This window comes from Nioella nitratireducens, from assembly GCF_001879715.1.
Classification (GTDB): Bacteria; Pseudomonadota; Alphaproteobacteria; order Rhodobacterales; family Rhodobacteraceae; genus Nioella; species Nioella nitratireducens.
Genome location: NZ_MNBW01000006.1, coordinates 20608 through 40681, shown reverse-complemented (window position 1 = coordinate 40681; position 20074 = coordinate 20608). Strand labels below are relative to the sequence as shown.

Here is a 20074-nt window from a genome sequence, read left to right as displayed (position 1 = left end):
TCAAAGATATGAAACGCTCTTACCTGCCCGGCATTCTTGCCATGGCGGCGGTTGTCGTCGCTTCCAACATCCTCGTCCAGTTCCTGTTCGGCCAATGGCTGACCTGGGGCGCCTTTACGTACCCCATCGCTTTCCTCGTCACCGATGTGATGAACCGCGTCTATGGCGTGGCCGCTGCGCGCAAGGTGGTGATCGCCGGTTTTGTCGTCGGTGTCATCTGCTCGCTCATCGGCACGCAGATCATGCTGCAAGGCGACGGCTTCACCTATCCCGCCGTGACCCTGCGCATCGCCATGGGCTCTGGCCTTGCGTTCCTGACCGCGCAACTGCTTGATGTCGCTGTCTTTAATCGCCTGCGCGAGGGGGCTTGGTGGCGGGCGCCCTTGGCGTCTACGCTTGTAGGGTCTTCTGTGGATACGGCGATTTTCTTTACGATCGCGTTTTCCGGGGCGCTCGGGTTCCTTGAGCCGCTGAACGATGTGTCCTGGGCGGGCGAGGTTTTGCCGCTGCTCGGCGCCGGGCCGCTGGTGCCGCTTTGGGTCTCTCTGGCCGTCGCCGACTGGCTGGTCAAACTGTCGCTTGCCTTGGTGGCGCTCGTGCCCTTCCGGGTCATCACCGCCAAACTCACGGCACAGGTTGCATAAAAAGTTTTGACAAACACAAAATCTATGGCACCCTTCTAGGTGAAATAACCAGCAGAAAGGAGGTGCCCAGTGTCGAGAGAGATATTGGAGAAGTGCGTCGGGACAGTCTGGGAGGCGCGTGACTAGGCAGCCCTGGTGGCGTTGACCATCCCAGGTGGGCCCACGGTCTAACCGACCCCACCTCCTGAATTTCTCGGAAAGGGTCGCCTGCGGGCGGCCCTTTTCTGTGTCAAAATGGGGTGTCACCCTGCGTGCACCCCCTGTACACCCCCCGTACACCCCCCGTGCAGACAAATGGCCGATCATGCTGAGGATCACCGACCAGATCACCATCGAGGACTGGGAACTGACGGAGCAGTTCACCCGCGCCTCCGGCCCCGGCGGGCAGAACGTGAACAAGGTGTCCACGGCGGTGGAACTGCGGTTCGAGGCGGAGCGGTCCCCGAACCTGCCCGACCCGGTGAAACGGCGGCTACGGCGACTGGCCGGTCAACGCTGGACCAAGGATGGCGCGGTGGTGATCTTCGTGCAGGAGACGCGGAGCCAGGCCCGCAACCGGGAGATCGCGCGGGAACGGCTGGCGGAGCTCATTGGGCGGGCAACGGTGGCGCCGAAAAAACGCCGCCCGACCCGGCCCACCAAGGGCAGTATAGAGCGGCGCCTCAAGGCCAAGAAGGTGCGGGGGGAGGTGAAGCGGTTGAGGGGAGAGACGGGGGAGTGATCTTTCTTGTTGTGCGACAAGTTTCGGAGTGGTAATTGGTAGAACAGAAGAGGAACAATGCAAAATTTTCTTAGCACTCTCGCAGCGATCATCGTGACGCTCATCGTGATCTACGTTTTGAGCAGCTACGACCTGATTTTAGGACCTAGCCAAGACGGACAACTCACCAGAGTCGAGTTTTCTTATTCGGACTTTGTCTCAGTGTTGCTTACGGCACCGACAATACTACTTGGTTGCTTGGGCTTAGGTATTGCGATCATAGCATTCCGTACAAAGAATGAAATCATGGAAGATGCCAGGAATACGGCGGAAAATGTGGCGAAAGAAGAAGCGCAAAAAAAGCTCAAGTCGCTACCAGAGCAAGCCTCCGAGGCAATAAATGAAGCAGTAAGAAACGACTTGCCGCGCGCTTTGGAGGACAAGCTAATGTTCTGAGTCTGACACTTGCTACCGGTTTCCGCGGATTTCATCGAGGGCGTTCAGGGCGCGCCGTTCCCGGGCGAGGATATCCTGAGCCGTTTTGGTCCAGGTGAAGGACTTTGGCTTGGCGTTGTGCTGCAGCAGGTAGTCGTAGATGGCGGTCTCCAGGTCGTCGACGCTGGTGTAACTGCCGCGCCGGATGCGCTTCGTGGTGATTTCAGCAAAAAACCGTTCGACGAGGTTGAGCCAGGACGCGCTGGTTGGCGTGAAGTGCAGCTTGAAGCGCGGGTGTTTCTCCAGCCAGGCCTTCACCTCGGGCGTCTTGTGCGTTGCGTAGTTGTCGAGCACCAGGTGCACCGCGCGCGTCCCCGGCACGGCCCGGTCGATGCGGCGCAGAAACCTCAGGAACTCCTTGGCCCGGTGGCGTGGAAGGCATTCGCCAATCACTATGCCGGATTTGACATCAAGTGCCGCGAACAGCGTGGTCGTTCCATGACGCTTGTAATCGTGGGTCATCGTGGCCGCGCGACCCTTCTTGAGCGGCAATCCCGGCTGGGTCCGGTCGAGCGCCTGGATCTGCGATTTCTCATCGACGCACAGCACGACGGCCCGCTCCGGCGGATCGAGATAAAGCCCGACGATATCGGTGACTTTCTCCTCGAACATCGGGTCGTTCGAGACCTTGAAGCCATGCGTCAGATGCGGTTTCAACCCCGCCTCAGCCCAAATGCGGCCCACGCTCGAGGGCGAGATGCCGACCGCCTCGGCCATCAACGCGCGGCTCCAGTGGGTAGCGTTGGGCGGGCTATCCTGCACCGTCTTGGCGATCACCTTCAGACGCGTTTCCCGCGGCAGCGGCGGCACCCTTGATGGCCTGGTCTTGTCTCGCATGAGCCCGACCAAGCCCTCGTCAAGGTAGCGCTCCTGCCAGCGCCAGACGGTGGGCTTCGAGGTACTCGCACGTCGCATGATTCCGTTGGTGCCATGGCCATCAGCCGTCGCCAGCACGATCTCAGCCCGCCAGACCAGTTTGCGCGGAGTGTTGCGGTCGATGACAAGAGCTTGAAGCTGCGCACGGTCATCGGGGTTCAGGTACAGGCAAATGTCATCGCGTCTCATAGCCCGACAATGACACACTCGAACCTAACAGGGAATCCTATGTCAGACGGGGAACACTAACACAGTTTCTGAGTGACCCTGCGTACCAAGATCGACTTGATGCAGCGCTCGAGCGGGCGTTTCAGCGGCAGGCGATGGGCCAAACCGGAGATGAGGAGGACTTCTGAAATGGCAAGTATTGAGTTTCGTCATCTTTCCAAAAATGTGCGCGATCTAATCGCTCCGTTTCTTTCGCAAAAACCTGTGCCACTCGGTGCTCTTGCGCGCAGTTTAGGTTTGAGGGTAAAGGTTGCGCCACTTGATCGTGGAGTATCTGGTTCAATCAGGAAGGCGGAAGACGGGGTATATGAAATAAGAGTAAACAAGTTTGAAACACGTAGTAGGCAGCGATTCACGATCGCGCATGAAATATCTCACTTCTTGCTACATAAAAGCATAATTGACGAGCAGGATGGGATAAAGGATAATATTCTGCTAAGGTCTGGCCTGCCTCAAAAAATAGAGTATGAGGCAAACAGACTAGCGGCAGATTTAATTATGCCAGATGACTTTATTGAGAGAGATGCGCGTCGGTATTTTTCAGATGGCGCGATCACCGAAGAGGTAGTCGAGCAGCTCTCGGATGAGTGGGGTGTTTCAAAAGCTGCAATGGAAATAAAGCTTGGAAATTTCGTTGCGGGGTAGGCTATGCCATTAGGTCCGGAAATTTATGTTCCTACTTTATGTATGCGTCCCGCAGAATTGCGGGGTCTAGAGTTTTTGCCGAGTGTGGCAAAAGATAGGATGATGCCATGCTTTCTTTTTTCGCCATGGACCACTGCTCGAACACTTGAAAGAGGTATGGAACGGATAGACGATGCTTTCCCAAATCGTCCATTTTTGTTAGATCTTGACCGTGACTACGATGGAGGTGACTGGCAAAGGCCGGTGCAACAAGACTTTCTATCACTGTTAAACGCAGACGACGCTTATGCAGCTTGGTGGGAGCATTGGATCCAGTACGACCATGCGATACCGTGTCTTCAACTAGTGTCAGCAAGTAGGGAAAATATTGAGGGGCAAGTTTCAAACCTTCAAGCGGTTGGGCGAGAATTTTGCCTCCGGTTACGGCTTGATAGGCTTCCTAGAAATCTAGATGACATAATCGACCTTCTTGTTGAATTTGGAACAGCAGAGTACTCTGTTTTAGTGGAAGGTGGGTGGACCAGTGATCCATTGACGCTGAGCGCCCAGGTTTCGGGCTTAATTAATAACACTCTTGGAAGATTGGATGGCCGTGTTCCCATTGTTATCTCGTGCACTTCGGCACCTCGAGATTATACTGCTTTTCTAGGGGTGACAGAGGTGCCGTTTGCAAACAGAGAGCTTCTTTCTCTCGTTAGACAGAACGCTCAAAGAGAGGTGCTGATCTATGGTGACTGGGGGAGCACGAAACCAAGAGAAAATGGGTTTGGGAGAACTCCGCTCCCAAGGATAGACTACCCCACAGCAAATAGCTGGATTATTGCCCGCAACCGTGAAGAGGATTGGGGATTTGATGATGCAGCTCGTGCAATTGTCGAAAGCGGGTACTGGACAGGGGGGTTGGGGATTTGGGGAGAAGAAATGATCTTGGAAACAGCAGGCAGTAGGGGAGTGGGGATTAACTCGCCTCAAAAAAACGTTTCAGCAAGAGTTAATATTCATATGTACCATCAAGCAATGTATGGAGATGACTTGGTTGGTCTAGATTTGGAGGAAGACTGGGAGGACTAAACCACAACCTCCACCCGTTCCTGCTCGCCCACGCCGAACACCCGTTTATACCGGGCGATCTCGTCCGCTGGCCCCATGGCCTTCTCGGGGTTGTCCGAGAGCTTCACCGTGGGCCGCCCGTTGGCTGCCACAGCCTTGCACACCAGCGAAAACGGCGCCAGCGCGTCATTCGGGACCAGCCCGCGGAAATCGTTGGTCAGCAGCGTGCCCCAGCCAAACGAAACCCGCACGCGGCCGGCGAACTGGGCCTGAAGCTCCTCTATCTTTTCCACGTCCAGCCCGTCGGAGAAGATGACAAGTTTCTGGCGCGGGTCCTCGCCGCGCGACCGCCACCAGTCGATGGCGATCTCGGCCCCCGTCGCGGGGTCGCCTGAATCGATGCGGATGCCGGTCCAGCCCGCCAGCCAGTCGGGCGCGTTTTTCAGGAAGCCTTCCGTCCCGTAGGTGTCGGGCAGGATGATGCGCAGGTTGCCGGAATGCTCCTCGTGCCAGTCGGCCAGCACGTCATAGGGCGCGCGGGCCAGCGCGGCGTCATCTTCGGCCAGCGCGGCATAGACCATGGGCAGTTCGTGGGCGTTGGTGCCGATGGCCTCGATATCGCGTTTCATGGCGATCAGGCAGTTGGAGGTGCCGACGAATTTCTCGCCCAGCCCCTCCATCATCGCCTGCACGGCCCAATCCTGCCACAGGTAGGAATGGCGGCGGCGGGTGCCGAAATCAGCCAGCCGCAGACCCGGCAGGCGTTGCAGACGTTCGACCTTTTCCCACAGATGCGTCATGGCGCGGGCGTAAAGGACTTGCAGCTCGAATTTGCCCATATGTTGCAGGACGGCGCGGCCGCGCAGCTCCATCAGCACGGCGAGGGCGGGGATTTCCCACAGCATGACCTCGGGCCACGATCCTTCGAAAGTCAGCTCATACTGGCCGTCGCGCTTTTCGAGGTGGTAGGCGGGCAGACGCAGGGTTTCGAACCAATCCATGAAGTCGGGGCGGAACATCTGGCGCTTGCCGTAAAACATGTTGCCGCGCATCCACGTGCTTTCCCCGCGCGAGAGCGAGAGCGAGCGGATGTGGTCAAGCTGTTCACGCAATTCGCCCTCGTCGATCAGCTCGGCCAGCGGAATGCGGGTGGTCCGATTGATCAGGCTGAAAGAGACCTGCGTGTCGGGCTTGTTGCGAAAGACCGACTGGCACATCAGCAGCTTGTAGAAATCGGTGTCGATGAGCGACCGGACAATCGGGTCGATCTTCCACTTGTGGTTGTAGACGCGGGTGGCGATGTCGACCATGGGGGACTCTCGTGTTGTTCGACTTACAGGTAGAGCAAAGCCGGACAGGGGAGGGCAAGGGCGCGCCGCATGTTTTCACTGGGAGAGGCGCCTGAAAGCCGGTAGTCAGGCCAGATGAGCGCACCGTTCGACATTTTTCTGGTGGCCCCGCCGGGGTTGGAGGCCGTTCTGGCCGAAGAGGCGCGGGACAAGGGCTTTGCGGATCCGCGCCCCGTGGCGGGCGGGGTCGAGACGCGGGGCGACTGGCCCGAGGTCTGGCGGGCCAACCTGGCTCTGCGCGGCGCGGCGCGAGTGCTGGTGCGGGTGGCGGAGTTCCGGGCGATGCATCTGGCGCAGTTGGACAAGCGGGCGCGCAAGGTGGATTGGGCGGCGGTGCTGCGGGCAGATGAGCCGGTGAAGGTCGAGGCGTCCTGCCGGAAATCAAGGATCTATCACGCGGGCGCAGCGGCGCAGCGGATCAGCCGGGCGATCGGCGAAACGCTCGGCTGCCCGATCAGCGACGAGGCGAAGGTGGTGGTCAAGGCACGGATCGACGATGACCTGTGCACGATCAGCCTGGACGCAACGGGCGAGGCATTACACAAACGCGGGCACAAGCCTGCGGTCGGCAAGGCCCCGATGCGCGAAAACCTTGCCGCGCTCTTGCTGCGGCAATGCGGGTATGACGGCACCGGGCCGGTGGTGGACCCGATGTGCGGTTCGGGGACGTTCCCCATCGAGGCGGCCGAGATCGCGGCGGGGCTGTACCCCGGACGGACGCGCGACTTTGCGTTCGAGCATCTGGCAGGGTTCGACCCGGCCCGGTGGCAGGGGATGCGGGCGGGCGCGCAGGTGACGATGCCCGAGGCGCGGTTTTACGGCTATGACCGGGATGCAGGAGCGATCAGGAGCGCGACCGAGAATGCCGAGCGGGCGGGCGTGGGCGCGGCCTGCATCTTTGCCCGGCAGGCGGTCAGCGACCTGGAACCGCCCGAGGGACCGCCAGGTCTGGTCATCGTGAACCCGCCTTATGGCGAGCGGATCGGCAACCGAAAGCTGCTGTTCTCGGTCTATGGCGCGCTTGGCAAGACGCTGTTGGACCGGTTCCGGGGCTGGCGCGTCGGGCTGGTGACCAGCGATGGCGGATTGGCAAAGGCGACCGGGCTGCCGTGGCTGCCGACCGAGCCTCCGGTGGCGCATGGCGGGCTGAAAATCACGCTCTGGCGGACGGACGAGTTGCGGTGAAGACGGGGTAATTCCCAACCCCGAGCCTCGGCTGGACCTGGACCGTGGATTGGCTCCGCCGCCACGTCAGTGCCGCTTCCCCAGAGGAATTGGCAAGCCGTCATCCCGCCCTATCTGCCCCGTCATGGCCCACAAGAAACCCCACCTGCCGACCAAGACCTGCGCCACCTGTGGCCGCCCGTTCGCGTGGCGCAAGAAATGGGAGAAGGTCTGGGACGAGGTCCGCTATTGCTCGGACCGGTGCCGCAGACAGAGACCGCGACCACGGTGACTGGCCAGGCGTCATGCTTCAGGCAGGGGCGCCCTCTTCAAACAACGCGCCGATGCCGATCTGTTGCAGGCCCGATGGCGTGCGCATCAGGAAGAGTGCGTCCAGTTTCATCTGCCGCGCCAGATCGGCGCCGCGATCTGGACCAAGCACCATCAGCGCGGTTGCCCATGCATCGGCTTCGGCGCAGGTGCGGGCCACCACGGTGACCGAGGCCGGAGAGGCCGCCAGCGGGGCCCCCTTGGCCGGGTCCATCGTGTGCGACAAGCGGTGGCCCTGCACCTCGACCCAATGGCGATAGTCGCCGGATGTGGCGACCGCCGCGTCTTGCAGGCCGAGGATGGATAGCGCCTCGCGCCGCTCGGGGTTGGGGTTTTCCACGGCGATGGTCCATGGCTCGCCATCCGGGCGCAGGCCAAGGGCGCGCATTTCGCCGTCGATGCCCACGAGGGCATCGGTGATGCCGTGATCGGTCAGCACCTCGGCCAGTCGATCCACGCCAAAGCCCTTGGCGATCCCGTTGAGATCAAGGGCGACGGGCGCGGTCTTGCGGATGCGGTGGGCGGGCAGGTCAACGTCGATCACCTGAGGCGCGGCGGCGCGATCCGAGGACAGGGCGTTCTGAATGCGCGCGCCATCTGCGGTTTCCGGGCCAAAGCCCCACGCGGTCACGGCATCGCCCATGGCGATATCGAAGGCCCCGCCCGAGACGCGCCCGATGTTCAACCCAATCTCCACGACCTTCATCAGGGCGGCAGGCACCTTGATCCATTCATCCAGCGGGCTGGCGTTCAGGCGCATCAGGTCGCTGTCGGGTTTCCAGGTCGACATCTGCGCGTCCACCGCGTCCACGGCCGCTTGCAGATCGGCCTGGATCGGGGCCGGGTCGGCGCCTTGGGGCGCGAAGAACAGGGCGGACCAGCGGGTGCCCATTGTGGCGCCGTTCAGCGCGTGGCGGGTCAGTTCAGTAGACATCTTCGACATACCGTCCTTGTGCTTTCAGGCTGGCCGGAGTCAACCCGGCGGGGGCGAGAATATCGGCGAGTGCCTCTGAGACGCCCTCGGCCATGCCCCGCCCGCCACAGACCATGATGCGGGCCCCTTGGCGGATCAACCGGGCCACGTCGGTGGCTTCTGTGCGCAGCGCGTCCTGCACGTAGCTGGGGGCCTGGCTGCGCGAGACGGCAGTGACCATCCGGGTCAGGTGACCGTCCTGCTTCCAGCCGGTCAGATCCTCGCCATAGAGGAAATCGCTGTCGGGGTGGCGCATCCCGAAGAACAGGTGCACCGGGCGGCCCCGCGTGTTGCCACGAACAAAGCCCGCAAGCGGCCCGATGCCAGTGCCCGCGCCGATCAGGATCAGCGGCGCCTTGCTGCGGTCAGGACGGAAACCGGGGTTGCGGCGCACGAAGGCGTGGACAGTATCGCCCGGCTCCAGCGCCATCAGCTGGCCAGAGCACAGCCCGCCGGGGTGTTTCTTGACCGCGATCTCGACGAAACCGTCGCGGCGACCGGAGGCCAGCGAATAGAAGCGCGGCAGGGTGGACCCTTCGGGCACCACGCCAAGGATATCACCCGCCGCGAAACGGCCGAGGCCACGACCGGTCAGGCGCTGCCACAGGCTGCGGCGCGGCAGGGCAAAGCGCAGGATGGCCGTCGGCGACTGCACTTCGGCGCCATAGTCGCGGCGCGAGACAAGGGTGATGTCCTGCGAGGCGGGCACCACCGGCTGGTGGGTCAGTTCAAGGTCCAGCCCCATGGCCTGACCCAGGGCGCGGCCCCAGCGGGCGAAGTCCTGCGGCGACTGGCGGTCGACGGTGTCGAAATCCGTCAACTGGTGCCAGCCCAGGGCCTCGGCGCGGGTCTGCACCTGCTCGGCGAAGGCGCAGTAATGGGCAAAGCTGCGGTCGCCGAAGCCAAGCACGGACAGCGGCAGGCCGGGGGCCGGCTGCGCCTGTTCAAGACGGTCGAGGAAGGATTTGGCAGAGGCCGGGGCGTCGCCATCGCCGTAGGTGGCGGCCATCACGATCAGGCGCTTGGCATGGGAATAGCGCGCCGGGTTGAAGCTGCTCATCGGTTCGACCCGCACGGCTTGGCCGGTCTTGGTCAGCTCGGCGTGAAGGGTCGCGGCAAAGCCCCAGGTGGTGCCGCCTTCGCTGCCCACCAGAACCACGGTTTCCGCCCGGCCAGCGGCCACGTTTCCGCGAATCCGCGGACGACCCCGGCGGCCCACCAGCCAGACGATGGTGCCGGTCACGGCCATCAGCGGCACGCAGAGCGCCATCAGACCGAGGATCACGCCCAGAAGGGCCGCGCCTTGGCCGGTGTGCAGCATGTAGATGGTTTCCGACACGCGCGCCCAACCGCTCAGGTCGGCCCAGGCAAGCATCTCGCCAGTGCCCTGGTCGATATAGCCGGTGCCGGTGTCGGTCTCGATGGTGACCACATCGGTCGCGTCGTCGGGATAGGGATAGGTCAGGTTGCGCAGGGCCGAAACCGGCGTCGAGGCAAGGGTCGGCACGTCGGCCATGGCAAAGCCGGTCTCGCCGCTGACCTGAGATGGGAAGTTAGGGGGCATGGCTTCATCGGGAAGCAGGCTGAAGGTCGAGGCGGTCATCCACAGCGCGGTGACCGAGGACAGCATCAACCCCGCAACCGCGATCCGCGCAAATTCGACATGCAGACGCCCGGACATCGGCCCGCGCACCCGCGAGAACCAACGCCGCCAGCCACCTGTGCGCCGCGCCACGAGGAAGATGCCCGAGACCGCAAGGATCAGCATCGCGCCCGCGCCGACGGCCATGACGATGCGGCCATTGTCACCAAGAAACAGCGAGCGGTGAAATTCGGTCAGCCAGCGTTCAATCTGGTTGGGGTCGGAATTGGCGACGCCCTGCCCCGTGGTCGGGTCGATGACCGCAGCACCCGGCACGCCGTTGTCAAACCAATAGGCGGTGATTTCGCCCGAGGGCGCGCGGCGAATCTGTCCGACCGTGGGATAGACCGCTTCGATCCTTTGGGCGAGCGTGGCCACGGTCAGGCCAGACGCGGCCTGCGGTGCGGCGACGCGGTACGCCGCAGGGAAGATCGACAACGCCGCGCCACTCAGTGCAAGCGTCATCAGAAGGAGGGCGGCCAGAAGGCCAGGCCAACGGTGCAGGGCGCGTGTCATGGATCTTCCCCCAGGTTTCAGAAATTGTAGACGAAGGCAGAGATGTAACTGCGACCACGCACCGCCGTTCCGGCGCCTGCCGTGGTCAACGGTATGACGATCTCGCTCGGGCTTTCCCGGCGGTGCTCGGCGACCGCATCAATGTGCAGCGAATAGCCCGCATCGAAGAGCGAGTCTGCCAGATCCGCCGTCACGGTCAGGCTGCGACCGGCGCCAACGCTGGCGCCGGTGATCCCGTTGATTTGGGACCGGCTGCCGTTGGTCATGCGGAACCAGTCGGACAAGTGCCGATAGTAGCGCGACCGACGGCCTGCCAACCACAAGCTGCCAGCATAGTTGCCACTGGAATCGGTGACGTAAAGGGCAAGGTAGATGCCGGACCCACCATAGTTGCTGAGGTTGGTGGTCAACGTCACAGGACGGGCAGAAGCCACTCCCGGAACGGTCAATGCGGTTGTCATCGCGAACAATGCGAGAAGCGGTTTCATCGGCCCTATGCCTTTCGGAACGTTTTGGATGGAAAGCGAAGCTATTTGCCGGAATCGGGTGACTCGGGCGCGTGTCGTGGAACCTTCACCAGATCTCAGAAGCTGTAGTCGAATGCCGCGATGTAGCGGCGACCGCGCACCGGGGTGCCCGCACCAGCGGTGGTCAGCGGCACGACGATCTCGCTCGGGCTTTCCCGGTAGTTTTCGACAGCCGCGTCGATATGCAGGGAATAGCCTGCGTCGAAGAGCGCGTCGGACAGGTCGAGCGACACGGTCAGGCTGCGGCCCGAACCGACGCTGGCGCCGGTGATGCCGTTCACTTCCGCCGTGTTGCCGCCGGTAAAGCGATACCAATCGGACAGGTGCCGGTAGTAGCGCGACCGCCCGCCCGCCATCCAGAGGCTGCCGACATAGTTCCCGCCGGAATCGGTTACGTAGAGCGCCAGATAGGCGCCGGGACCGCCGTAGTTGTTGAGGTTGGTCGTCAGGGTCACGGGCCGGGCCGACGCCAGTCCGGGGGCTGTCAAAGCAGTCGTCACGGCGAGGGTTGCGAGAAGCGGTTTCATCGGTCTGGTGCCTTTCGGAATATCATTGGGAAGAAGGAAAGGGGGGCACAGCCCCCCCCGCGGTATCAGTTGGTTTGGGCCTGCGGCGCCGCGCCGTTGTTGAACAGGCCGTTGTTCGGGGGGGCGACCGAACCTGCGGGGGCCGGGTTGTTGCCGCCGCCGACGCAACCGCGACCGTTGTCGTCGTCATCGTCGCAGCCTTCACCATCGTCGTCGCCGTAGCGGCCATGGTCGTCATCGTCGCCACCGCGACCGAACAGCCAGCCGCCTTCACCGCGATCGTCGTCGCCGTCATCATCGGCCAGCAGCATCGGCTGCATCCCGTCCTGTGCGGACAGCGTGCCCGCGCCGGTCGGCTGCATGGTGGAGATGGCGTCGGTGCCAAGGGCGAGGGCGGGAAGCGCGACTGCGGCGGTCAGGGCGCCGGTGGCGAGCAGAAGGGCAAATTTCCTGGTCATTGAGTAGGTCTCCTGTGTTTCGATGATCCACATTTGGCCCCCGGGCCTGAGCGTTGCCTGACAGAGCTTAACTTTTCGCTTCAGCTTGCTGTCAGGAACGCACCAGCCGCCGGGCGGCGCCCATAAAAAGAGCCCCGTGCTTGGGCAACACGGGGCTCAGTCAAGGGCGAGGGACGAAGCAAGCCCTTGGGGACATGTCAGGCGATATCGCCCGGCTCGGCGGCACGCTTGCGGCCAGTGACCATGGCGCGCGCCAGATTTTCCTTGTGACGGATCGAGGCGAGGACAACGCCGCCGACATGCAAGGCGACCAGCAGCAGGGTGAGATTCGCAAAGACTTCGTGCAGGTCGCCGGCCGATCCGCCGCCGGATTCGCCGTATTCCCGGTATTCGCCGTATTCGCCGTCTTCATCCGCATGGGCCATCGTGACGATCTGCGGCACAAGGGCGATCCGGGTTTGATCGGCCATCAACCAGCCTGTGTAGGCGGTCGCCGAGAGCGACAGGACCAACGCCACGATCATCGCGGCACCTGCCGGGTTATGGCCGATATGGCGCTTTTCGCGGCCTGTCACCATGTCGCGCAGATACGCCAGCGTCGTGACCGGGCCGCGCAGGAACTGCGAAAACCGGGCATAGCGCCCGCCGACCAGACCCCAGACAAGGCGGAAGGCCAGCAGCCCGGCCACCACGTAGCCCGCCAGTTCATGCAGGCCTTGCGACTCTTCAGAGCTCAGCCATGCGACGGCAAAGCTGATCACAAGCGCCCAATGGAACAGGCGCAGCAGCGGATCCCAGACGCGCACGGTCTCAGTCATGGGTGTCGCCTTCACCATCGTGAGAGCTGCCGTGAGACTGGTCATCGTCGTCGTGGTGATCTTCGTACTCGAAATCGAGGATTTCCAGTGTCGCCGGGTTCAGCGTGATCTCGATCTGGCGGCCCTCGGCATCGACGGCCTGAATTTCATAACAGCCATCGTCGATCTTGATCCGGTGCACGAGCCAACCGGCGTCCATCGCGAAATCGGCAACCGCGCCGCGCGGTTGCCAATTGGCCATCGGTTCGTAGCAATCGTCACTCGCCAGCGCCGCCCCACCCGATATCATCGCGGTGAGGAAGGTTGCGATTGTCAGCGTTTTCGTCATGGGCCACACTCCGCTTTAGGCCAGCTTGACCCTGTAGATGCCCTGCGAATCTGACAGGAGACTGAAGCCAGTGCAATTCGCCCGTCAGCTTGTCGTCAGGCGGGCAGCGCAAAAGATAGCGTGAACAGGAAAGAGGACGACCCGATACATGCGCATTCTGCTTGTAGAAGACGATACCGTCCTGGGTGCCGCCGTGCGTGACCAGATCGCGGGCGATGGCCATTCAGTGGACTGGGTCACGCGGCTGGATGCGGCAGGCGATGCCGTGGCGGGCGCGGCCTATGACCTGATCTTGCTGGATCTCATGCTGCCGGACGGACGCGGGATCGGCTTTCTCAAATCGCTGCGGGGGCGGGGCAGTGTCACGCCGGTCATTGTCCTGACCGCGCTGGACCAGATTTCCGACCGGATCGAGGGGTTGAATGCAGGCGCGGACGACTATCTGGTGAAACCCTTCGACCTGGCCGAATTGTCGGCGCGGATCGGATCGGTCGCCCGGCGTTACGCGGGCAACCCCAACCCGATCATCACCCATGGCCCGCTGGAAATCGACCTCGCCGCCCGCAGTATCCTGCACAATGGCAAGCCGGTGCAGCTGACCGCACGGGAATGGGCGCTGTTCGAAGCCTTCCTCGGGCGACCGGGGCAATTGCTGTCCAAGGCACAGCTGGAAGACAAGCTTTATGCCTTCGGGGCGGAGATCGAGAGCAATACCATCGAGGTGCATGTCAGCCGGTTGCGCAAGAAGCTGGGGTCCGCCGTGATCCAGACCGAGCGCGGAATGGGCTATCGGCTGGGCACCGCATGAGGCCCGGTGCCAGCCTGCAACTGCGGCTTGGGCTGGGGATCGGCATCCTGATGACGGTCCTTTGGATCACGGCGGCGTCGGTCACCGCGCTGGTGCTGCGCAACGAGATGGACGAGGTCTTCGATTCGGCCCTGCGTGAAACGGCGCAGCGCATTCTGCCGCTCGCGGTGGTGGACCTGCTGGGGCGCGAGGACCTGACCAGCCCACAACATATCGGCGACGTGCGCCAGCATGACGAACTGTTCACCTATGTGGTGCGCGATGTGGGAGGGCGTGTGCTGATGCAATCCCACAATGCCGACCCGATGGTCTTCCCGCCCTATGAAGGGGCCGGATTCAGCCAGAATGACGCGTTCCGCTTCTACAACCAGGACGCTGTGCAAGGCACGATCCGCATCACCGTGGCCGAGCCGCTGGCCCACCGTCACGCGGCGGCGCGCGAAATGCGCATGGCGCTTGGGCTGCCGCTGTTCCTGGTGATCCCCATCGCGCTGATCGCGGTCATCCTTGCGGTGCGCACCAGCCTTGGCCCGTTGCGCCGGTTCCGCGATGCGCTGGCGGACCGAACCGCGCGCGACATGTCGCCGGTTCCCGCCCCTGGCCTGCCGTCCGAAATCGCGCCGGTGGCCGAGACGCTGAACGCCCTGCTCGACCGGCTGCGGGCCGCCTTCGATGCAGAGCGCAGCTTTGCCGCCAATGCCGCGCATGAATTGCGGACACCGCTGGCGGGGGCGATCGCTCAGGCGCAGAGACTGCGCGCCGAGACCCAAGACCCTGCCGCCGGACAACGGGCCGCTGATATCGAGTCAACGCTGAAACGGCTGACCCGGCTGGCGGAACGGCTGATGCAACTGGCCCGCGCCGAGGGCGGACGGCTGCGGATGGACGGGTCCAGCGACCTGCGCCCGGTGGCGCAAATCGTGGTGGAGGATATCGAACGCTCGGGCGGTGGCGCGGGCCGCATCGAGTTGAGCCTGCCCGACCGCCCGGTTCTGTCCGACCTTGACCCCGACGCCTTCGGCATTCTGTGCCGCAATCTGGTGGAAAACGCCCTGCGCCATGGACGAGACGGCACGCCGGTCCTGGTCAGCTTGTCGGAGACGGGGTTTTTCTCGGTCGCAAACGACTCGCCCCTGATGACGCCCGAGGCCTTGGCCAGCCTGACCGGGCGGTTCGAACGGGCCGGGTCCGAGGCCGATGGCAGCGGGTTGGGACTGGCGATCGTGGACGCCATCGCAGAACGCAGCGGCAGCCACCTTGAACTGCGCTCGCCGCGCCCCGGCGCCGTCGATGGGTTCGAGGTTCGGCTGCGGCTGTCTGGCCCGTCGGATTCGGTCTAAATCTCTTCCCGCCACGGCGGGTTGGCGCCCGCGCGGGTGACGGTCACGGCGGCCGCGCGCGCGGCAAGGTCCAGCGCCGCGCGGATCTGCGGTTCGGTCAGGGCGGCGATGCCATCCTTGGTCAGGCAACCCTGTTCCGACAGGCTTGCCAGAACGCCCGCGTTAAACGTGTCCCCTGCCCCGACTGTATCCACGGTTTGCACCTTTGGCGCCGCAACCGCGACGGCGCGGCCATCGGCAAGGTAGCCGGTCGCGCCCTCGCCCCCACGGGTCAAAAGGACCACCTTGGGGCCGGTCGCGCGCATCTGGTCGAGCTTGTCGGCCAGCGATTCCGGGCCGGGGAAGATCCAGTTCAGATCTTCGTCCGAGACCTTGACGATATCGGTTCCGGCCAGCATCGCCGCCAGCCGCGCGCGGTAGCGGTCCACATCCTTGATGAAGCCGGGGCGAATATTCGGGTCCAGCATGACCGCGCGCGATGCTCCCTCACGGTCCAGCAGCGTGGCGTAGGTGTCGGCGCAGGGGTCCACGGCAAGGCTGATGCCGCCGAAAAAGAGCGCGCTCACATCCCCGGACAGGCTTGGCAGATCGTCGGGCGCGATCAACCGCCCGGCGGTATTTTCGTCGAAAAAGAAGTAGGTGGCATGGCCGTCGGTCAGCTTGACAAAGGCCAGCGTGGTTGGCCGATCCGACCGGATCACGCGGCTGGTATCGACATGGCTGGCCTGAAGCGCGGAGGTCAGTTGCTGGCCAAACATGTCTGACGACAGCCCCGTGACCATGCCGACCTGCGTGCCGAGACGGCCAAGCGCGATGGCCGTGTTGAACACGGCACCGCCGGAATGTGGCACGAACCCCTCTTGCCCGCCTTCGACGGTGGGTTTCGGGATCATGTCGATAAGCGCTTCGCCACAGCACAGGATCATTGGGGCATCCTTTGTCAGTTGGAAATCGTCAGGTCGGCGTCCCGGCTATTCGACAGGACCAGTTCGGCATTTGGCAAGTCATTTGCGTCGCGGCGGGCGCAGGCATCGGACTCGCTCAGGCCCTGCTCGACCCAGCGGTCGCGCAGGCGGCCCTTGAGCCTGTCGAGCGGGGTATCGACCTTGAGCGTAAAGGACCACAGCGGCGACAGGCCGGACCAAGGCGCGCGGTCGAGCAGCAGGTAATTGCCCTCGACCAGAACGAATTCCACCTCGGGCGGCAAGTGGCCAGCCCCCGCGATGGCGATGTCGCGGTCCCGGTCGAAGAGGGGATAGATCACGTCACGCCCCGAGCCGATCCGGCGGATGAGCTGCACGAACCCGTCGGCGTCGAAGCTGTCAGGGCTGCCCTTGCGGGATTGCAAGCCACGCGGACCCAGCAGCCGGTTATCGAGGTGAAACCCGTCCATCGGCACCACGGCGGCAGAGCGCCCGGCGCCGGTGAGCGCATCGCAAAGCGCCGCCGAGATCGTGGATTTCCCCGACCCCGGCGGCCCCGCCACGGCGATGATCTTGCGCTCGCCCCCAAGCGAGAGAAGTCGCGGCAGCGTGGTTTGGGCGATGTCCTCAGGCTGCGACGGCATCGGGCTGCATTGCCCCTGTCATCAGGGCCACGGCGTCGGACATGGTCACCTGTTTCGGATCGACGATGCACAGACGCTTTCCAAGGCGGTGAATGTGGATGCGGTCAGCCACTTCGAAGACATGCGGCATGTTGTGGCTGATCAGGATGATCGGAATCCCGCGTGCCCGGACATCCTTGATCAGTTCCAGCACCCGGCGGCTTTCCTTGACGCCAAGGGCGGCGGTCGGCTCGTCCATGATGATGAACTTGGTCGCAAAGGCGGCGGCACGGGCCACGGCCACGCCCTGACGCTGACCACCCGAGAGGGTCTCCACCGCCTGGTTGATCGACTGGACAGTCATCAGCCCAAGCTCTGACAGTTTCTCGCGGGCGAAGCGTTCCATCTCTTTCTTGTCGAGCATACGGAACCAGTTACCGACGAAACCCGGTTTGCGGATTTCACGACCGGCGAACATGTTCTCGGCGATCGACAGCGCGGGCGACAGGGCGAGGTTTTGATAGACTATCTCGATCCCCATATCACGCGCCTCGATGGGCGAGTTGAAATGGACCGGCTTGCCTTCGATCAGCAATTCGCCCTCATCGGGGGTGACGGCCCCGCAGATCGACTTGACGATCGAGGATTTTCCCGCCCCGTTGTCGCCGATCACAGCAAGGATTTCACCGGGTAAGAGTTCAAAGTCAGCGTGGTCGATAGCGGTCACGTGGCCATAGCGCTTCACGAGACCGCGGCCTTCGACGACAGGAGTTACAGCAGACATTATGCAGACACCTTTCTGATCCATTGGTCGATGGCGACCGCGATGATGATAAGCCAGCCGATCGAGAAGATCTGCCATTGCACGTCGAGCCCGGCCAACCGCAGCCCGCTTTCCACGGTGCCCACGATCAGCGCCCCGAAAAGCGGCCCAAGGATGGACCCACGCCCCCCGAAAAGCGAGATGCCCCCGATTACGACGGCGGTGATGGATTGCAGGTTCGCCTCGGCAAACCCGTTGGGAGAGATCGCGCCGACCCGACCGATAGAGGCCCAGGCCGCGATGGCGGCGACGCCCCCGGCCAGCATGTAGACCGACAAAAGCACGCGCTTTGTGCGGATGCCCGACAGTTCGGCGGCCTCGATATCATCGCCGACGGCGTAGACGTGACGGCCCCATGCGGTCTTGTTCAGCACATACCAAAGCACCCCGAATACGGCGAACATCAGCAGGACGCCAAAGGTGATCCGGGCCCCCGCGGGCGGGGTGCCGATGTCGATATGATGGCCAAAGAACTTGAGCAGTGGCGCGGTGGCGTCAATATCCTGCGAGCGGATCGACTGCGAGCCGGTCAGAAGGCGCAGGACAGAGAGGAACACGCTCCACGTGCCGAGGGTGACGATGAAGGGCGGCAGGCGCAGCTTGGTGACGAAGAAGCCGTTGAGCATGCCGCCCGTGACCCCCAAACCGACCCCCAGAAGGATCGCAATGCCGGACGGCAGGCCAAGGTTCACACCGAGCATCCCCATGACGACCGAGGCGAAAACCATCAGCGCGCCAACCGACAGGTCGATGCCCGCCGTGATGATCACGAGGCTCTGCGCAGCAGCCAGAATGCCGATGATCGACACCTGCTGCATGATCAGGCCAAGGTTGAAAGGCCGGTAGAACCGCTCGCCGGCAATAATCGAAAACGCAACGCAGGCCATCATCAGAACGATGACCGGAACCATGGTGGGATTGGAATGAAGAATGTGCTGCACCCGTTGCAAGGGGGTGTGCCGTCTCTTCTCGAACTCAGCGACACGCGCGTCGCTTTGGCCCAGAGACTTCTCGTACTCTTGGCCGGATGCGGTAGGTTGCTCCGCCATCATTTCCTCCATTAACGGCTGCGTGCGGACTCGGGCGCGCGGGTGGCACCGGTCATATCACGACTTGGTGGGGACGGGCGAAACCTTCCGCCCTGTCCCGTCTTGTCCGTTAGGGGATCAGCCCCAGCACAGGTCCAGCGCTTCTTCCGAAGAGATCGACTCGATGCCTTCGACCGGGTGGTCGGTGACCAGTTGAACGCCGGTGTTGAAGAAGTCGAGACCGGGGCTGTTTTCCGGCAGGGTGCCGTCCGCAGCGTACTGGACGATCGCGTCGATGCCGAGCGAGGCCATCAGCAGCGGGAACTGCATCGAGGTCGCGCCAATCACACCTTCGGCGACGTTCTGAACGCCGGGGCAACCACCATCGACCGAAACGATCAGCGCCTGATCTTCCAGACCGAAGGCACGCAGCGCCTCGTAAGCACCGGCAGCGGCAGGTTCGTTGATGGTGTAGACGACGTTCACGCTCGGATCGACCTGGAGAAGGTTCTCCATCGCGGTGCGGCCGCCCTCTTCGTTGCCGTTGGTCACATCATTGCCGACGATACGCGGGTCGGTTTCGTCGCCGATGTCGGTCGGGTCCATGATGTCGATGCCGAAGCCCTGCAGGAAGCCGTTATCGCGCAGGTAGTCGACCGACACTTCCGAGGCGTTCAGGTCAAGCAGCGCGATGCGGGCGTTGGCGGCTTCTTCGCCAAGGGTCGCGGCAGCCCATTCACCGATCAGCTCGCCAGCGCGGAAGTTGTCCGTGGCAAAGGTCGCGTCGGCGGTGTCGGCGGGTTCGAACGGGGTGTCGAGGGCGATCACCAGAATGCCGGCCTCACGCGCCTGACCGATGACCGGCGCCAAAGCGCGGGAATCGGAGGGCGTGATCAGGATGCCCGATGCGCCGGCGGCGATGCAGGTTTCCACGGCTGCGACCTGGCTTTCGACATCGCCGTCGATGGTGCCGGCATAGGTTTGCAGGGTGATGCCCGCAGCCTCGGCCGCGGCTGACGCGCCTTCGCGCATCTTCACGAAGAACGGGTTGGTGTCGGTTTTTGTGATCAGGCAGGCGGTGGTGTCTTGTGCCTGTGCGGCGGTGCCAAGGGCGAGCGCAGCGGCGCCCCCAAGCAGAACGGCCTTGAATGTGTTGGTCATGATGTCCTCCCAGAGAATTGCATAGGGCGCCTCATCGCCCAGTGACATCTTAATGGGCCGACTCATGGTGCCCTGTCAATAAATAAATCACTCTTATT

General features: G+C 63.0%; 23 protein-coding genes. 9 read left to right on the top strand and 14 right to left on the bottom strand.

Going from position 1 to position 20074, the window contains the following annotated elements; genetic code table 11:
- Window positions 1–8: 8 nt before the first annotated feature.
- From BKY27_RS07025 to BKY27_RS07015, 3 genes are all read left to right on the top strand, one after another.
- Window positions 9–644: a queuosine precursor transporter gene (locus BKY27_RS07025; RefSeq protein ID WP_071673750.1), complete on the top strand. Its 636-nt coding sequence runs from the start codon at window positions 9–11 to the stop codon at window positions 642–644.
- Window positions 645–948: 304 nt separating this feature from the next.
- Complete coding sequence (gene arfB / locus BKY27_RS07020; protein ID WP_071673749.1) at window positions 949–1365, top strand: alternative ribosome rescue aminoacyl-tRNA hydrolase ArfB; 417 nt, start codon at window positions 949–951, stop codon at window positions 1363–1365.
- 57 nt (window positions 1366–1422) lie between these two features.
- Complete coding sequence (locus tag BKY27_RS07015) at window positions 1423–1800, top strand: hypothetical protein (protein WP_071673748.1); 378 nt, start codon at window positions 1423–1425, stop codon at window positions 1798–1800.
- A 12-nt stretch (window positions 1801–1812) separates the two neighbouring features.
- Here the strand turns inward: BKY27_RS07015 and BKY27_RS07010 are convergent, their stop codons facing one another.
- Complete coding sequence (locus BKY27_RS07010) at window positions 1813–2904, bottom strand: IS630 family transposase (RefSeq protein ID WP_071673747.1); 1092 nt, start codon at window positions 2902–2904, stop codon at window positions 1813–1815.
- A 72-nt stretch (window positions 2905–2976) separates the two neighbouring features.
- Between BKY27_RS07010 and BKY27_RS07005 the strand changes: the two genes are divergently transcribed.
- Both BKY27_RS07005 and BKY27_RS07000 read left to right on the top strand, forming a co-directional pair.
- Window positions 2977–3588, top strand: coding sequence for an ImmA/IrrE family metallo-endopeptidase (locus BKY27_RS07005; protein ID WP_233491790.1), 612 nt, complete (start codon window positions 2977–2979; stop codon window positions 3586–3588).
- Window positions 3589–3591: 3 nt separating this feature from the next.
- Complete coding sequence (locus BKY27_RS07000; protein ID WP_084667886.1) at window positions 3592–4659, top strand: beta family protein; 1068 nt, start codon at window positions 3592–3594, stop codon at window positions 4657–4659.
- Here BKY27_RS07000 and pncB read toward each other — a convergent pair.
- Entirely contained in the window at window positions 4656–5948 is a 1293-nt protein-coding gene (gene pncB, locus BKY27_RS06995) for a nicotinate phosphoribosyltransferase (RefSeq protein WP_071673744.1), read from the bottom strand. The two genes, BKY27_RS07000 and pncB, sit on opposite strands and share 4 nt — an antisense overlap.
- A 114-nt stretch (window positions 5949–6062) precedes the next feature.
- Here pncB and BKY27_RS06990 point away from each other — a divergent pair, with 114 nt between their 5' ends.
- Window positions 6063–7172 carry a THUMP domain-containing class I SAM-dependent RNA methyltransferase gene (locus BKY27_RS06990; RefSeq protein ID WP_071673743.1) on the top strand — a complete coding sequence of 370 codons (1110 nt, stop codon included), beginning with the start codon at window positions 6063–6065 and terminating at the stop codon, window positions 7170–7172.
- Between the two features lie 124 nt (window positions 7173–7296).
- Window positions 7297–7443, top strand: coding sequence for a DUF2256 domain-containing protein (locus tag BKY27_RS06985; protein ID WP_071673742.1), 147 nt, complete (start codon window positions 7297–7299; stop codon window positions 7441–7443).
- Between the two features lie 18 nt (window positions 7444–7461).
- Here BKY27_RS06985 and BKY27_RS06980 read toward each other — a convergent pair whose 3' ends face one another.
- From BKY27_RS06980 to BKY27_RS06950, 7 genes are all read right to left on the bottom strand, one after another.
- Window positions 7462–8424, bottom strand: a complete 963-nt coding sequence (locus BKY27_RS06980; protein WP_071673741.1) for an FAD:protein FMN transferase — start codon at window positions 8422–8424, stop codon at window positions 7462–7464.
- Window positions 8405–10612: a PepSY domain-containing protein gene (locus tag BKY27_RS06975; RefSeq protein ID WP_071673740.1), complete on the bottom strand. Its 2208-nt coding sequence runs from the start codon at window positions 10610–10612 to the stop codon at window positions 8405–8407. The genes BKY27_RS06980 and BKY27_RS06975 overlap by 20 nt, the downstream gene beginning before the upstream one ends.
- A 17-nt stretch (window positions 10613–10629) precedes the next feature.
- On the bottom strand, window positions 10630–11100 hold the full coding sequence (locus tag BKY27_RS06970) for a DUF2271 domain-containing protein (RefSeq protein ID WP_071673739.1): 471 nt from the start codon (window positions 11098–11100) through the stop codon (window positions 10630–10632).
- A 95-nt stretch (window positions 11101–11195) separates the two neighbouring features.
- Complete coding sequence (locus tag BKY27_RS06965) at window positions 11196–11666, bottom strand: DUF2271 domain-containing protein (RefSeq protein WP_071673738.1); 471 nt, start codon at window positions 11664–11666, stop codon at window positions 11196–11198.
- A gap of 65 nt (window positions 11667–11731) precedes the next feature.
- Window positions 11732–12124: a hypothetical protein gene (locus tag BKY27_RS06960; protein ID WP_071673934.1), complete on the bottom strand. Its 393-nt coding sequence runs from the start codon at window positions 12122–12124 to the stop codon at window positions 11732–11734.
- Window positions 12125–12321: 197 nt separating this feature from the next.
- A complete protein-coding gene (locus tag BKY27_RS06955; RefSeq protein ID WP_084667885.1) occupies window positions 12322–12942 on the bottom strand; it encodes a cytochrome b/b6 domain-containing protein in 621 nt (206 codons plus the stop codon).
- Window positions 12935–13270, bottom strand: a complete 336-nt coding sequence (locus BKY27_RS06950; RefSeq protein WP_071673736.1) for a PepSY domain-containing protein — start codon at window positions 13268–13270, stop codon at window positions 12935–12937. Before BKY27_RS06950 ends, BKY27_RS06955 begins: the two co-directional genes overlap by 8 nt.
- Window positions 13271–13418: 148 nt before the next feature.
- On the opposite strand from BKY27_RS06950, the gene BKY27_RS06945 reads away from it, so the two are divergent.
- Together BKY27_RS06945 and BKY27_RS06940 are read left to right on the top strand one after the other, a co-directional pair.
- Window positions 13419–14078: a response regulator transcription factor gene (locus BKY27_RS06945; RefSeq protein WP_071673735.1), complete on the top strand. Its 660-nt coding sequence runs from the start codon at window positions 13419–13421 to the stop codon at window positions 14076–14078.
- Window positions 14075–15418, top strand: a complete 1344-nt coding sequence (locus BKY27_RS06940; RefSeq protein WP_071673734.1) for an ATP-binding protein — start codon at window positions 14075–14077, stop codon at window positions 15416–15418. Before BKY27_RS06945 ends, BKY27_RS06940 begins: the two co-directional genes overlap by 4 nt.
- On the opposite strand, the gene BKY27_RS06935 is transcribed toward BKY27_RS06940, so the two are convergent.
- From BKY27_RS06935 to BKY27_RS06915, 5 genes are all read right to left on the bottom strand, one after another.
- Window positions 15415–16344: a carbohydrate kinase family protein gene (locus tag BKY27_RS06935; protein ID WP_071673733.1), complete on the bottom strand. Its 930-nt coding sequence runs from the start codon at window positions 16342–16344 to the stop codon at window positions 15415–15417. The genes BKY27_RS06940 and BKY27_RS06935 overlap by 4 nt on opposite strands.
- Window positions 16345–16358: 14 nt before the next feature.
- Window positions 16359–16985 carry a nucleoside/nucleotide kinase family protein gene (locus BKY27_RS06930; protein WP_071673732.1) on the bottom strand — a complete coding sequence of 209 codons (627 nt, stop codon included), beginning with the start codon at window positions 16983–16985 and terminating at the stop codon, window positions 16359–16361.
- Entirely contained in the window at window positions 16969–17772 is an 804-nt protein-coding gene (locus BKY27_RS06925; RefSeq protein WP_071673731.1) for an ATP-binding cassette domain-containing protein, read from the bottom strand. Before BKY27_RS06925 ends, BKY27_RS06930 begins: the two co-directional genes overlap by 17 nt.
- Window positions 17748–18836, bottom strand: a complete 1089-nt coding sequence (locus BKY27_RS06920; RefSeq protein ID WP_071673933.1) for an ABC transporter permease — start codon at window positions 18834–18836, stop codon at window positions 17748–17750. The genes BKY27_RS06925 and BKY27_RS06920 overlap by 25 nt, the downstream gene beginning before the upstream one ends.
- A gap of 117 nt (window positions 18837–18953) precedes the next feature.
- Window positions 18954–19976 carry a sugar ABC transporter substrate-binding protein gene (locus BKY27_RS06915; protein ID WP_071673932.1) on the bottom strand — a complete coding sequence of 341 codons (1023 nt, stop codon included), beginning with the start codon at window positions 19974–19976 and terminating at the stop codon, window positions 18954–18956.
- Between the last annotated feature and the right edge of the window lie 98 nt (window positions 19977–20074).